11 protein-coding genes are annotated in these 13,626 nt (G+C 67.6%); all 11 read right to left on the bottom strand.

Annotated features, from left to right (window positions below; translation table 11 throughout):
- Window positions 1-150 precede the first annotated feature (150 nt).
- The 11 genes from IT182_18930 to IT182_18880 all read right to left on the bottom strand — a co-directional run bounded on the left by IT182_18930 (window position 151) and on the right by IT182_18880 (window position 13,394).
- Complete coding sequence (locus IT182_18930) at window positions 151-1,593, bottom strand: arylsulfatase (protein MCC6165425.1); 1,443 nt, start codon at window positions 1,591-1,593, stop codon at window positions 151-153.
- Complete coding sequence (gene xth, locus IT182_18925; GenBank protein MCC6165424.1) at window positions 1,590-2,336, bottom strand: exodeoxyribonuclease III; 747 nt, start codon at window positions 2,334-2,336, stop codon at window positions 1,590-1,592. The genes IT182_18930 and xth overlap by 4 nt, the downstream gene beginning before the upstream one ends.
- Window positions 2,333-4,138, bottom strand: coding sequence for a M1 family metallopeptidase (locus IT182_18920; GenBank protein ID MCC6165423.1), 1,806 nt, complete (start codon window positions 4,136-4,138; stop codon window positions 2,333-2,335). Before IT182_18920 ends, xth begins: the two co-directional genes overlap by 4 nt.
- Window positions 4,139-4,332: 194 nt before the next feature.
- Complete coding sequence (locus IT182_18915) at window positions 4,333-4,566, bottom strand: hypothetical protein (protein MCC6165422.1); 234 nt, start codon at window positions 4,564-4,566, stop codon at window positions 4,333-4,335.
- Window positions 4,567-4,621: 55 nt separating this feature from the next.
- Window positions 4,622-6,025 carry a glucuronate isomerase gene (gene uxaC, locus IT182_18910; protein MCC6165421.1) on the bottom strand — a complete coding sequence of 468 codons (1,404 nt, stop codon included), beginning with the start codon at window positions 6,023-6,025 and terminating at the stop codon, window positions 4,622-4,624.
- A 114-nt stretch (window positions 6,026-6,139) separates the two neighbouring features.
- The gene (locus tag IT182_18905) at window positions 6,140-7,492 is read right to left on the bottom strand and encodes a PAS domain-containing protein (protein MCC6165420.1); all 1,353 of its coding nucleotides are present in this window, start codon (window positions 7,490-7,492) and stop codon (window positions 6,140-6,142) included.
- Window positions 7,489-8,871, bottom strand: a complete 1,383-nt coding sequence (locus IT182_18900) for a sigma-54-dependent Fis family transcriptional regulator (GenBank protein MCC6165419.1) — start codon at window positions 8,869-8,871, stop codon at window positions 7,489-7,491. Before IT182_18900 ends, IT182_18905 begins: the two co-directional genes overlap by 4 nt.
- A 6-nt stretch (window positions 8,872-8,877) precedes the next feature.
- Window positions 8,878-10,212, bottom strand: coding sequence for an FtsX-like permease family protein (locus IT182_18895; GenBank protein MCC6165418.1), 1,335 nt, complete (start codon window positions 10,210-10,212; stop codon window positions 8,878-8,880).
- A gap of 3 nt (window positions 10,213-10,215) precedes the next feature.
- On the bottom strand, window positions 10,216-11,454 hold the full coding sequence (locus IT182_18890) for an ABC transporter permease (protein MCC6165417.1): 1,239 nt from the start codon (window positions 11,452-11,454) through the stop codon (window positions 10,216-10,218).
- A complete protein-coding gene (locus tag IT182_18885; protein ID MCC6165416.1) occupies window positions 11,454-12,116 on the bottom strand; it encodes an ABC transporter ATP-binding protein in 663 nt (220 codons plus the stop codon). Before IT182_18885 ends, IT182_18890 begins: the two co-directional genes overlap by 1 nt.
- Before the next feature lie 33 nt (window positions 12,117-12,149).
- The gene (locus IT182_18880) at window positions 12,150-13,394 is read right to left on the bottom strand and encodes an HlyD family efflux transporter periplasmic adaptor subunit (protein ID MCC6165415.1); all 1,245 of its coding nucleotides are present in this window, start codon (window positions 13,392-13,394) and stop codon (window positions 12,150-12,152) included.
- Between the last annotated feature and the right edge of the window lie 232 nt (window positions 13,395-13,626).

The following is a 13,626-nucleotide window of genomic DNA, read 5'->3' as shown; positions in this document are numbered from 1 at the left end:
GGATGTAATGCCGCGATGCCGGGAATGCCGGGAATGCAGACATTCAATACTGAATGACGAATGACGAATAGCGAATGTCGGTGCTCGGTGCCTGCAGCCGACTCCCAGACCGGTTGCCCGTTGCCGGTTGCCTGTTGCCGGAATCCCTCGTCATGGCCAGTGCTCCGACGGTGTCCGGGCGGTGGCGAAGAACGTTTCGAACTGGCGGACGATGTCCGCGTGGGCTGTCGCGATGTTGGTGGTTTCGCCGATGTCCGACTCGATGTCGTAGAGCTCGATCGGACTGCCGGCGGCGAGCCATACGGCCTTCCACTTTCCGCGCCGTGCGGCGCGCTGGAAGCCGCGTTCGTGGAACTCCCAGTACAGCGTGCGGTCCGGCGCCGGATTCGTCTGCCCGCCGAGCAGCATGTCCTGCATCGCGACGCCGTCGATGCCCGCTGGCGGGGCCGCACCAGCCAGGCGCGAGAACGTCGGCAGCAGATCCCAGTGCGCCCACACGATCTCGCTCGTGCGCCCGGCGGGGACGTGTCCCGGCCACCGTACGAGCATCGGCACGCGGATGCCGCCGTCGTACATGTCGCGCTTGATGCCGCGCAGTGGTCCGTTGCTGTCGAAGAACTCGGGGTCCGCGCCACCTTCCTTGTGCGGTCCGTTGTCGCTCGTGAACAGCACGATCGTGTCGTTGTCGAGACCGCGCGTACGAAGCGCGTCAAGCACGCGGCCAACCCCCTGGTCCATGCGCGCGACCATCCCCGCGAACGCCGCGCGCGGCGTCGGCTGCGACCGATAGCCGCCGCTCACTCTGTACGGCGGAACGGGCGTGGTGGCATCAGCTTTCGCGTTGACGAACGGCGTCTCCGGGTAACGTCCGCGGAACGGCGCGATCGCCTCCTCCGGCGCGCGCAACTCCGCATGCGGGAGCGGATACGCGAGGTACAGGAAGAACGGCTGCGTCCCGGCGCGCTCGATGAACGCCACGGCTGCCTGCGTGAACAGATCGCTCGTGAAATCGTTGGTGGGCGATACGTCGATCCACGCACCGTTCTTCCACAGGCGATCCGTGTACTGCCTGTGCGGCTGCTGGTGCGTGAGATAGCCGAACGCCTCGTCGAAGCCCTGTTTCTCCGGCAGGCCCGGCGTGCCTTCGAAGCCGAGCCCCCACTTGCCGACGAGCGCCGTGCGATAGCCCTGCGCGCGCAGGTGCTCGGGCATCGTGAGGTCCTCGTCTTCGAGCGGAATCTCGCCATTGCCGCGGATGCGCCCGTGTCCCGTGTGCTGCCCGGTCATGAGCGACGCGCGCGACGGCGCACACACCGTGCTGCCCGAGTAGTACTGCGTGAAGCGAGTGCCTTCAGCCGCGAGCCTGTCGATGTTGGGCGTCGCGTAGCGCTGCTGCCCGTACGACGAGATGTCGCCCCATCCCAGGTCGTCGGCCTGGATGAGGACGATGTTCGGCTTGCGCGGTGCTGGCCGCGGCGCCTGCACCGGCGCGCGCTGCGCGAACGGTGTCGCCGCAAGACAGATGGCGATCGTCGCGCACGCCAGCGACAGCGTGCGCACGCGATGTCCTTTCCGACTCTCTCCGTCGCTCATGAGAACTCCACGACGAGCGGTGCGTGGTCGCTCGTGCCGAACTCGCGCTGACACTCGGCTCGCGTCGCGTCCGCACCGATCGACGCCGTCGCCAGCACGTAGTCGATACGCCAGCCGATGTTGCGTTGACGCAGGTTACGCCATGGCGCCCACCATGTGAACAACCCCTCATCGTCCGGATGTTGCGCGCGATGGACGTCAGTGAGACCGATGTCGATGATCTGCTGCAGCAGCGCACGTTCGTCGGGGCGCTGTCCGATCGCGCCGGGCTTGCGTTCCTTCGGATGCAGATCGAGATCCGTGAGCGCGACGTTCAGATCGCCGCACAGGATCACGCGTCGTCCGTTGCGATGGACGTCGGCCACGTGATTGCCCAGCGCTTGGAGGAACTGCATCTTCGCGGCGAAGTCCTTCCCGCCGTTCGGCACGTACACGCTCATGACGTCGATGTCGTCATGCGTCACGCTCGCCACGCGGCACTCGAAGTCGAACGCGGGGTGCACCGGCTGGCTGTCCGCCGCCACGAACCCGCGACGCACCAGCAGCGCCACGCCGGAGTAGCCGCCGTTCCCGTGCCAGCAGGACCAGTAGTCGTCGCGTGCGGCGAGCGTGATGGGCACCTGCTCCGGCGACGCCTTGATCTCCTGGAGGCAGAGGATGTCCGGCTGCTCGGCGTCGAGCCATTGCTCGACCTGCGCGCCCCTCGCGCGAATGCCGTTGACGTTCCACGTCGCGATCTTCATCGCGATTCGCCGGTGACGATGGCGTCGAGCGTTCGTGCCGAGACGGCGTGATACGACGCGCGGGCCTGCGCGTACGTACGTCGCGCGATCGGCTGACCCCACGGCGTCTGCATCAGATCCTCGTAGAGCGGGCGCAGGTACTTGCGGCGCCCCTGCCCGGAGAGGAACCGTTCGAGCGCCGGCACGGCGGGATCGTGCTGTCGTGCCACCGCCACGCGCAGCCACGCGAACAGGATCTCGCTGTTGCCGGACGCGCTCAGCGAGAACGTCGTGTCGAGATCGCGCAGTTGTGCGTGCGTGAGCGCGATCGACCGAAGCCGTTCGAGGAAGTGCTGCCACTGCTGCGGCGTCCACCGCGTGACGGCGAGTGACGCTGCGCGCGCGCCGCCGGCGAATCGCTGTGCCTCGGCATCCACTTGCGCGAAGGCCGGCGACTGCGCAGGTGCTGCCGACGCCGGCAGGCCAGGCTCCTCGATCCACTCCCGCACGGCGAGGCGGTTGCGCAGGGCTTCGTCGCCCTGAAACAGCTCCTGTTCGAGGTCGGTCACGAACTGCTGCGCCGTGATCGACGTGAACGCATGCCGGTTGAAGTAGCCGCGCAGCCACGGGTCGAAGCGATCGCGACCCACGGCGCGCTCGATCGTGTGGAGCAGCGCTGCACCCTTCTCGTACGCCACCGACGTCATCCCATCGTCAGGGTCGCGGCCCTGGAGATCGAGGGCGAGCTTCGTGTCGGCTGCCGGCAGCGCCGCCATCTCGCGCGTCAGTTCGCCGCGGCCGAGACTGGCCAGCATCTGCGCGCGTTCGGGCCCGTAGAGCGCCTCCATGATCCGGTTCTCGAAGTACGTGGTGACGCCTTCGTTGAGCCAGAAGTCGCCCCACGTCGCGTTGGTCACGAGGTTGCCCGACCACGAATGCGCGAGCTCGTGCGCGAGGAGGGAGACGAGCGAGCGATCGCCGGCGAGGATCGTCGGCGTGGCGAACGTGAGTCGTGGGTTCTCCATGCCGCCGAACGGGAACGACGGCGGGAGCACGAGGACGTCGAAGCGTCCCCAGCGATACGGTCCACCCAGCGTTTCGGCGGCAGAGACCATGCGTTCGATGTCGTCGAGTTCGTTCGCCGCGCGATCCAGCACCACCGGTTCCGTGTAGACGCCGGTGCGTGGCCCGAGCTGCCGGAACGCGATGTCGCCCGCCGCCAGCGCGATCAGGTACGGCGGGATCGCCTGCTCCATGCGGAACCTGAACGTGCGCGTGTCGCCGGCGCCCTCGCCGTCGGGCGTCAGCATCTCCGCGGCCATCACTGCCTTCAGCGGACGCGGCACGGTGATCGCCGCGTCGTACGTCTGGCGGATGCCGGGGCTGTCCTGCGTCGGGATCCAGGTGCGCGTGAGGATCGCCTGGCCCTGCGAATAGAGGTACGGGTATCGCTTGCCGGCTGTCTGCGCGGGCGTGAGCCACTGGAGTGCCGCGGCGTCTGGCCGCGTGCGGTACTCGACGCGCACGCGATCGCCTGTAGTCGGCAGCGCGATCGTGAGCGCCTGTCCGAGGTGCTCCACAGCCGGTTGCAGCGTGAACGACACCGCTTCGTACCGGTGATCGACGACGCGCGCGATGTCGAGGCCGCGCGTGTCGAGGACCAGTTCACGCACGCCGGGCCGGCGCTCGAAGGTCAACGTCGCGCTTCCGGAGAGGACGTGCGCGTCGAAGTCTGCCGTCAGGTCGAGCGAGACGTGCGTCACGCGCGCGTCTGCCGGCCGCGCGAACGAATGGATGTCGGTCACGGGAGGTGCCCCTGCCATGCCCGGAGACGCAGGTTCGCGCGAGCACGCGACGGATGCCGCCAGCAGCGCAAGAGAGACGACCAGGCGCGACACGCGGGCCAGTGTACAGGACGGCTGGCTGTGGTTGCCGATGACCCCGCGCCTCACGGCACCGACTGCCGAATCTCCTCCAGCAACGCCCGTGTGCCATGAGTACGGCGACGACCGCCTCGTCAGCGTTCACGACCCTCGAGCCTGTCGGCAATGGCCAGTCGCTCGCGTACCAGGGCTTGCACGGCGGCTTCGTCGAGTTGTGGGTGTTCGTGGCGGATTCCGACGGCCATCAGACGGCAGGCCCGGTCGAAGAGGCGCGGGCCTTCGAGCAGCTTGTCCTCGGGACTCATCGCGCGTGCCCGTGCAATCTCCTCGGCGTACAACGCGTCGGCCAATACACGAATGTCGGACACGACCGTCATTCTACGCCAGCGCCGTGAGGGACCGGTGTCACCGTTCGAGCCAGCTTCAGTCACCGAGTCGATATACGCGGCGCACCAGTCCCGTAGCGAGCTCACCGATTACGTCGTGTGCCTCCGACTCGTCGATCACGTGACGCGTGACAAGTTGCGCCAGGAATGTCGCGTCCACGCGGCGGGCGACATCGTGGCGGGCGGGGATCGACGGGAACGCGCGCGTGTCGTCGTTGAAGCCAGCCGTGTTGTAGAAGCCGGCCGTCTCGGTGGCCATGTGGCGGAAGCGCAGCATGCCTTCGACGCTGTCGTGGAACCACCACGGCGGACCGAGTACCACGGCGGGGTAGTGTCCGGCGAGTGGTGCGAGCTCGCGGCTGTACGTGGTCTCGTCGAGCGTGAAGAGCACGAGTGTGAATCCGGGCTCGTTGCCGCACGCGTCGAGCAGCGCGTGCAGGTTGCGCGTGTACTCGGTGGCGAGCGGAATGTCGCACCCGCGATCGGGGCCGAAGCGGTCGAAGATGCGGGTGTTGTGGTTCCTGAAGCTGCCCGGGTGCAACTGCATCACGAGGCCGTCTTCCACGCTCATGCGCGCCAGTTCCATCAGCATGTGCGCGCCGAAGCGGTCCGAGTCGGCCTGGCTCGCGCGTCCGGCGAGTGCACGCTCATAGAGCGCACCAGCCTCGCCATCGTCCAGCCGCTCGGTGTAGGGCACGACGACGGCGTGATCTGTGGCGGTGGCGCCGAGCGCCTTGAACGCGGCGCGGCGTGACTCGAGTCCGCGGATGAACGAGGCGTACGTGGACATCGACTCGCCTGTGAGCGCACCGATGCGATCGATCTCCGCGTGCCACGACGGGTGCGAGAGCGTGACGGCCATGTCGGGCCTGAACGTCGGCCGCACGTTGCCCCAGCCTTCGTCGCGCATCGCCTTGTGGTGTTCGAGCGTGTCACCCGCGGCATCGGTGGTGCAGAGCACCTCGATGCCGAAGCGCTCGTAGAGTGCACGCGGCAGATACTCGGGTTGCGAGAGGCACGCGTCGAGATGGTCGTAGATGGCCATCGCGTTCGCGCCGTTGAGGGGCTCGGTGATGCCGAAGACGCCTTCGAACTCGTGCTTCAGCCATCCGCCGGTCGGCGTGCCGCGATACAGATGGAAGTGGTCGGCGAAGAGTTGCCAGATTCGCCTGGGATCCGTCTCGACCGGTGTGCCGTCGCGCGTGGGAATGCCCAGCCGCTCGAGCGCGATGCCCTGCGAGTACAGCATGCGCGTCACGTAGTGGTCGGGGATGACGAGCAGCGTCGCCGGATCGGGGAAGCGCGCGTTGCCCGCCAGGAGCGCCGGCTCGACGTGTCCGTGCGGGCAGACGAGCGGCAGCGACTCCACCTGTGTATAGAGGTCGATCGCGATCTTCCGCGTGGCAGGGTCCGGGTCGAAGTACCGATGCGGGTGCAGCATGCGGAAAGGGTAATGCGGAACGGCCGGCAACCGGCAAAACCGGCAACCGGTCGCCCACACCGTCCGTCACCACCCGCGCCGGGACGCGATGTCCCCACAGTCACTGCCGCCCGTTCACTCCATCGTGTCTTGCCGGTTGCGGGTTGCCGGTTGCCCGTTGCCGGCCTCGCATCCCATCCAGATCGTGAAACGTGTCGGGCCACCTGGCGGGCCGTCGAGCGAGAAGGCGAAGCCGTGGCGCGTCAGGATTTCCTGCACCAGCGTGAGGCCGATACCCTGACCCGACTCCTTGGTGCTGAAGAACGGCGTGAAGAGGTGTGCCTGGACTTCCGGCGCAAGGCCGGGGCCGGTGTCTTCGATCTGGATGAACGGTTGCGTGCCGCTCATGCCCGTGCGGACGATCACGCGCCCGCCGCGGTCCACCGCCTCGATCGCGTTCTTGACGATGTTGACCAGGGCCTGCTCCATGAGCATGCGATCGAGGGACACCGAAGGGATGGAAGCGAGCGACATGTCGAGCGCGATGCCGCGGCTCGCGGCGTCCGCGGCCATGAGGCGGCACAGGTGTTCGAGCAGCGCATTGACGTCGCACGATGCCAGCCGTGGCTCCGGCAGTCGCACGACGTCGGCGAACGCTTTCATGAACGCACCGAGTTGCCCGGTGCGCGTCATCACCACGCGCAGCGCGCCATCCAGATCGGCGCGCGACTCCTCCGGCAGTTGCTGTGCGAGCACCAGACACGATGTGAGCAGGGAATTCGACGCGGCCACCGAGTTGTTCACCTCGTGCGACAGCATGCGAATCAGCTTCTCGTAGGCCGCGCGCTCGGCCTGGCGCAGTTCGTCGGTCAATTCCTCGACGAGCAGGAACGTACGGCTGAACCCGCGATCCATGAACGAGCCGCGGCTCGCCTTCGCGCGGCGGCCCCCACCCAGCGTGACGATCGCCGATGCAGACGCATCGAGCGCGACCATGACGTTACCGAGCAGCTTGCCCGTCGACGCGGCCATCACGCCGGGCTCCACATCGGGCCCGAGCAACCGCCGGGCGGCGGGGTTGAGGAAGCCCACGCGTCCGTCGTGATCGAGGATCACGGCACCCGACGGCGAGACATCGAGCAGGCTCTGCAGGAAGTGGTGTTGCTCCCGTACGCGCACGCGCTCGGCGCGCAGGGCGTCGGCCATCCTGTTGTAGATCGCGATCAGGCGATCGATCTCGACCTGTCCGGTTGGCCTGAAGCGCGTGGTGTAGTCGCTCTCTTCGAGCAGTTGCGCGCTCTCTTGCACGAGCGCGTGCGCGCGGAGCAGGCGGTCCACGAGCCACATGCCGGCGAGGGCCGACGCCACGAGTCCTGCCTCGATGAGCAGCACTCGCCACGGCACGTCACCGGCGACGTGCCACGCGAGGACGGCGGCCACGGCGTGCAGCGCGAGGAGGTACGCGTAGAAGAGGCGCCGCAGCGTCACACCGAGATTCCGTATTTCTCCAGTCGACGATACAGCGCGGCGCGGCTGAAGCCCAGCGAGTCGGCCACGCGACTCAGGTTGCCGCCATGGTGTCGCAGCGACTTGAGGATCATCGCGCGTTCGATCTCCTCCATCGTCATGCTGCCTACGGCGGGCAGCGTGTCGGGACCTGACGATGGCGCGGTGCGCTCCATGGAAGCCGTCGCTTCGAAGTCAGCGACATCGAGTACCGGTCCCGGTGCGACCAGCGCGGCGCGCTCGATCCACTGTTTGAGCTGCCTGATGTTGCCCGGCCAGGGCTGTGCCTGCAGCCACCGGATGGCACCGGGGCCGAGCGTCAACGTATCGCGCCCCTGCTGCTGCGCGATGGCCTGCACGAACCGCCGCGCGAGCAGCGGAATGTCGCCGGCCCGTTCGCGCAGCGCCGGCAGCGGCACCGTGATGAGGTTGATGCGATAGAGCAGGTCCTCGCGGAACTCCCCGCGGCGTACCATGTCCGGCAGCGAGCGATTGGTGGCGGCCACCACGCGAACGTCCACCGTGCGCGGCTGGCTCGAGCCGAGCGCTTCGTACGTACGGTCATGGAGCACGCGCAGCAGCTTCACCTGCGACGACGCGTCGAGGTCGCCGATCTCGTCGAGGAAGATCGTGCCCTCGTCGGCGAGATCGAAGCGACCCTGCCTGTCGTGCCGCGCGTCGGTGAACGCGCCGCGCACGTGCCCGAACATCTCGCTCTCGAAGAGCGACGCCGACACGCCGCCCAGGTTCACCTTCACGAACGGCTTGCGCCGGCGATGACTGTTGCGGTGCAGCGCGTCTGCAACGAGTTCCTTACCCGTTCCGCTCTCTCCCGTGATCAACACGGACGCATCGGTGGCCGCCACGCGACCCACGAGGCGCAGCAGCGCGAGCATGCGGGGATCGGCCGTGACGATGGCGTCGAAGTCGAAGCTGGCGTCGAGATCGTCGCGCGTGATCGGCGTGGTGTCTGGACCCGCTGTCGCGCCTGCCACACCGAGCGCCGTGCGCACCGTCTGGAGCAGCGCGGCGTTGGTCCACGGCTTGGTCACGAAGTCCGCCGCGCCGAGCCGCATGCCCTCGACGGCGAGCGCGATGGACCCCCACGCGGTGATGAGGATTACCGGAAGCGATGGATGCGCCTCTCGCACGCGTCGCAGCAGGTCGATGCCTTCGTCGCCAGACGTGCGTCGCGAGAAGTTCATGTCCTGCAGCACGAGCGCGCACTGATGTGCGGCAAGCCACGCCAACGCCGCATCCGGCGTGCCCACGGCGTGCGTCTTCAGGCCGGCCTGCTTCAGCAGCAACGCCAGCGACGCCCGCACGGCGTCGTCATCGTCGACGATGAGGATCGGATGCATGCAGGTCTATTCATACCGCAACGCGTCCGCGGGCGGGATGCGGGTGGCGAGCAAGGCGGGATACCAGCCGCAGAACGTCGTCAACAGCGTCAGCAGTGTCGCGGCGAGGAGGAGGCTGGCCACGAACACACTCACTGGCACGACTCCCAGCCAGCCGAGCATCGGCAGTTGCGCCAGCAGGAGCCCTCCGGCGACGATGCCGATGCTGGTCATCAGTGCGATCTCGGCGAGGATCTGCCGCCTGATGCGCGCGCGGTCGGCGCCCTTCGCGCGGCGCAGGCCGAGTTCGCGAATCCGCTGCGTCACGTTCTGCCAGAGCACGCCGCTCAGGCCGAGTGCCACCATCAGCAACAGGAATCCGGCGACCATTCCCATGATGGCCAGCGGCGTCAGGTAGGTGCTGCGCAGGTACTCGGTCCGCACATCCGCGGTCGGCTTCATGCCGAAGCTCCAGTCCGGCGCCATGGCCTGCAACGTCGTCACCAGCCGCTCCTCGAACTCCGCGGTGACGCCAGGGCGGACGCGCACGACGATGGCGTTGGGCAGCCGTGCGTCGACGCGGTCGCTGTCGGCCGACCCATCGGGCGTCGCGGAGGTGCCGTCGCCGCGGGCACCGGTCTCCGCTGCGGTGCGGGATCCCGGCGTGGGCGGCTGCGACGCGGACACGATGTCATTGCGCACGAACAGGTAGTTGGCTGGCGTGGAGTACTCCCCGAACTGCCGGAAGTCCTGAATGACGCCCACGACACGCTGCGGCCGCTGCGGAGGACCACTGCTCCGCCGGCCCGGTCTCTCCCCGCGCGGTATCGTCTTGCCTGCCGCCTGCTCGGTGCCGAAGACATGGCGCGCCATCGCCGCGTTGATCACGACAGGCTCCCAGCTCTGCCCCGTGTCCTCGCGCGAGAACCATCGGCCGTCGACCACCGGGATCGACAGTGTCTCGGCCAGATCGTCGCCGCCGCGATTGCCGTTGAACGCGACCTCACGCCCGTCGGGCAGGTTGAAGTCGCTGTTCCACTGCCAGTTGCGGAACGTCGGCAGTTCGATGTGGCTCACCGATTCCACTTCTGGCATCTGGCGGACGGCGTCCACCAGGCGTGAGAAGCGCGCGAGGCGCTCGCGTTCCACGTCAGGTGTCGAATCGATCCCCCTGGGCACGCGCACGACGATGTCCCAGATGCGCGCGTACGAGAAGCCAAGCGGCGACTGGTAGTTCCGCCAGTAGTGCATCGCGATCGTGGTCACGCCCGCGAGCACGAGGAACGACAGCAGGATCTCCGCGATGATCAGGGCATTCGACCGCTTGCGGTTCCAGATCAACTTCAGCAGGTGCAGGGCCATGATCTACCTCGTTCCCTTCAAGGCGACCACCGGGTGGACGCGCGACATGCGCCAGGCGGGATAGACCCCCGAGAGCAGCCCGAAGGCGATGGCCAGTGCCAGGCCCCACAGGAAGATGCGCGCGTTGAGGGCGAGTGCGGCGTACGGAATGAGTCCACTCTGGTTGATGGCCCGCAGCACGACTCCGGCCAGCAGGAAGCCGATCAGCCCGCCGATCACCGTGAGTGCCAGGTTCTCGACGACAAACTGCACGACCAGGGTCCGGCTCGACGCGCCGAAGGCCTTGCGCACGCCAATCTCCGATGCCCGCTCCATGATTCGGCTCACATTCAGGTTCACCAGGTTGATGGCCGGCAGCGCCATGAACATCAGCGCACCGATGAGGAGGATCCCCCGCAGGAACCCGCCGTAGGTGCGTGTGAAGTCCGTGTCTCCTGGATAGAGACTGCGTCCCATGCTGTCGAACGGCGTCTCGAGCGTCGCCGACAGTGTCTTCCACTGCGACTGCGTGGATTTCCAGGTCGACAGGCGTGAGTGCAACTCGGCGCGCACGTCCTCCGGCCTGGCGCCCGGGCCGAGCAGGAAGGCCGGCGTGAAGTTGCCGAGGTACTCCTCTTCCCACCCTTTCGACTTCTGCGTCGTGAGCGGCGCGTAGAGGTCGGCCGACGGCGTGCGCATCGACGGGACATCCTCGACCACACCGATCACCTGGAACCGCTGACCATCCGCGTCGATGTAGCGGCCCAGCGCCGCCTGGCCGCCGAAGAACCGCTTCCGGCTCGTCTCGTTGATCACGAGCGACAGTCGGGCCGACTCGACGTCGGCGTCGACATACGGACTGCCTTCCAGGAACACGAACTGGTAGACGCGCCAGAATTCCGCGTCGGTGTGCTTGAGCGTCGACTCGATCTTGCGGCCGTCGACGAACGACACCGCGAGCGATCCCTCGGTCTGCACCGTCATCAGTTCGACGCCAGGCAGTCTGCGCGCGTATTCATGGATGAGCCGATAGCCCGGCGCGCTCTGCCACGTGTTGCCGTCGCCCTGCATGCGAGCACGGTTCATGACCAACGTCCGGTTCAGGTTCACCTCGGGTGGCATCGGCGAGAGCGTGTGGTCGAACAGCGCGACGGCCACCGTCAGCACGACGAGGGTGAAGCTCGTGCCGAACAGGCTGATGGCCGTGAACACCTTCCGGCGTGCCAGGACCTTCCAGGCGAGCGTGAGGTAGCTGGCAAGCATCACATCACCTGACGGCCGTCGAACAGGCGGATGATGCGGTGGGTCTGCTCGGCCTTCTGCGGGTCGTGCGTGACCATGACGATCGTGGTGCCCTCGGTGTTGAGCGTGGTGAGGATGCCCATCACCTCGTCGCCCATCGCCGAGTCGAGGTTGCCCGTCGGCTCGTCGGCGAGCAGCACGATCGGCTTGCCGACGATGGCGCGGGCGATGGCGACGCGCTGCTGCTGTCCGCCGGAGAGTTGAGACGGGAAGTGGTCCGTGCGCGACCCGAGGCCCACGCGTTCGAGTGCCTCGGTCGCCAGCGTGCGCCGCTGCTTCGCCGAGCTCGTGCGATAGAGCAGCGGCAGCTCCACGTTGTCCACGACCTTCAGGTCGGGGATCAGGTGGAAGGTCTGGAAGATGAAGCCGATGTCGCGATTGCGTATGCGCGCCAGGTCGCGATCGCGGTACGAGTCGACGGGTTTCTCGTTGAGCGTGATCCGTCCGTCGCTGGGTTCATCGAGCAGGCCCATCAGGTTGAGCAGCGTGCTCTTGCCGCACCCGGACGGTCCCATGATCGAGACGAACTCGCCCTGCTCGACGCGGAGGTTGATGTCGGCCAGCGCCACCGTCTCGATGCGATCGGTGCGATAGACCTTCTGAATCTGTTCGAGGTGGATCATGGGGGACACTTTCGGTTCACGGCTCAGGCCGCCTCATTTCACGCGCAGTTCCGGGATGGCTTCGTAGTCGCGCATGTCCGAGGCGATGATCTCGTCGCCTTCGGCGAGACCCTCGACGATCTCGAAGTAGTCGAAGTTCGAGACGCCGAAGCGGACGGGTGTGCGATAGGCGCGGCCGTTGCGCAGCACGAAGGCCAGTTGTGCGCCGCCGCCCTGCGCGAACGGACCGCGCGCCACGCGCAGGACGCGCGGCTTGCGATCGGTGATCACCTGCACGTCCACGCGCAGATTGGATCGCAGCCACGCGGCGCTGGCCTCGTCGAGCGACACCTGGAAGCGCAGCGCACCGTTCTGCATCTGCGGTTCGACGACGCTGACGTGGCCTGTGGTGGTGAGCGCGTCGAGCCGCACGACGACGGGCAGGCCGGCGCTGACGCGCGACGCGTTGATGTCCGACGTCGTGGCGTCGACGCGGAAGGTGGAGAGATCTGCCACGCGGGCCAGCACCTCGCCCTGCCTCACGAGCGCACCGGCTTCGTCCTTGACGAACGTCAGCACGCCATCGCGATCGCTCTTCGTGGTCGTGCGCTCGAGCAGCCGTCGCTGCTGCGCGTCCTCGGCGCGGAGCGACACCATCTCCAGCGACAGGCCGTCGAGCTGCGCGCGGCTGGTGGTCTCGGCATTGGCGCGGCTCTGCTTCAGGCGCGCGAGATCCACGCCAGCCTGGGCGGCCTTGAGCTCCGACTCGCGCAGGCCTTCCTGCGACACGAGGCCTTCCTTCGCGAGCGACCTGTTGCTCGCCAGCGCCGCCTGGAGGGCCTGTAGCTCGAGATCCTTCGACGCGATCTGGCCGTCCAGTTCGATCAGCTTCGCTTCGAGCGTGAGCTTCGCCTGCGCCTGCTCGTTGTCCTTGATGGCGATGCGCTGGCGCAGCTTCTCGGCGTCGAGTTCCGACGCGCTGGTGTCGAGCCGCACGATCGGATCGCCGGCTTTCACGGCGTCGCCCACGCGCCGCAGCACGGCGATGACGCGCGCGTCGATCGGGCTCGCCATCACGTGTTCGATGGACGGCACCACAGTGCCAGACGCCGTCAGCGACGCCTCGAGCGGCCCCGCATCGACGCGCGCGGTCCTGATGCTGCTGCGTCGCACCGACGGCCTGAGCAGGTCGGTGCCCCACACGAGTCCCGACGCCACGACCACGCCGCCAAGCGCGAGCGGCACCCAGCGCCTGGCGAGCAGTCGTCGACGAACGGAGGCTTCGAGAGGCCGATCCACGGACGGGAGAAGAGCAACCCGCGTGCCCGCCTCAGCCCCGCATTCTCGCGATCTCCGTTTCCGGGCCGTTCAGAGTCGGACGGAAAGGTGTTCGGAAGTGAACACGGCCGGGCGACCCTTCGACTCGCTTCGCTCGCTCAGGGCAGCACCGGCCCGCCTTCGCGCCTCCGGTGCTTCGGCGAGGGGCCACCGGATTCAGGTGGAGCGAACGGGCTTCAGCCCGGTCGTCAGC

The sequence above is a fragment of the Acidobacteriota bacterium genome (genome assembly GCA_020845575.1).
Classification (GTDB): Bacteria; Acidobacteriota; Vicinamibacteria; order Vicinamibacterales; family Vicinamibacteraceae; genus Luteitalea.
The sequence above is the reverse complement of the archived record's forward strand: the minus strand, read 5'-3'. Positions and strand labels throughout refer to the sequence as shown.

What these genes read in the sequence shown, in the direction of transcription:
- IT182_18930 (MCC6165425.1), bottom strand. Translation starts at nt 1,593, where the DNA reads ATGAGCGACGGAGAGAGTCGGAAAGGACATCGCGTGCGCACGCTGTCG.
- xth (MCC6165424.1), bottom strand. Translation starts at nt 2,336, where the DNA reads ATGAAGATCGCGACGTGGAACGTCAACGGCATTCGCGCGAGGGGCGCG.
- IT182_18920 (MCC6165423.1), bottom strand. Translation starts at nt 4,138, where the DNA reads ATGGCAGGGGCACCTCCCGTGACCGACATCCATTCGTTCGCGCGGCCG.
- uxaC (MCC6165421.1), bottom strand. Translation starts at nt 6,025, where the DNA reads ATGCTGCACCCGCATCGGTACTTCGACCCGGACCCTGCCACGCGGAAG.
- IT182_18900 (MCC6165419.1), bottom strand. Translation starts at nt 8,871, where the DNA reads ATGCATCCGATCCTCATCGTCGACGATGACGACGCCGTGCGGGCGTCG.
- IT182_18895 (MCC6165418.1), bottom strand. Translation starts at nt 10,212, where the DNA reads ATGGCCCTGCACCTGCTGAAGTTGATCTGGAACCGCAAGCGGTCGAAT.
- IT182_18890 (MCC6165417.1), bottom strand. Translation starts at nt 11,454, where the DNA reads ATGCTTGCCAGCTACCTCACGCTCGCCTGGAAGGTCCTGGCACGCCGG.
- IT182_18885 (MCC6165416.1), bottom strand. Translation starts at nt 12,116, where the DNA reads ATGATCCACCTCGAACAGATTCAGAAGGTCTATCGCACCGATCGCATC.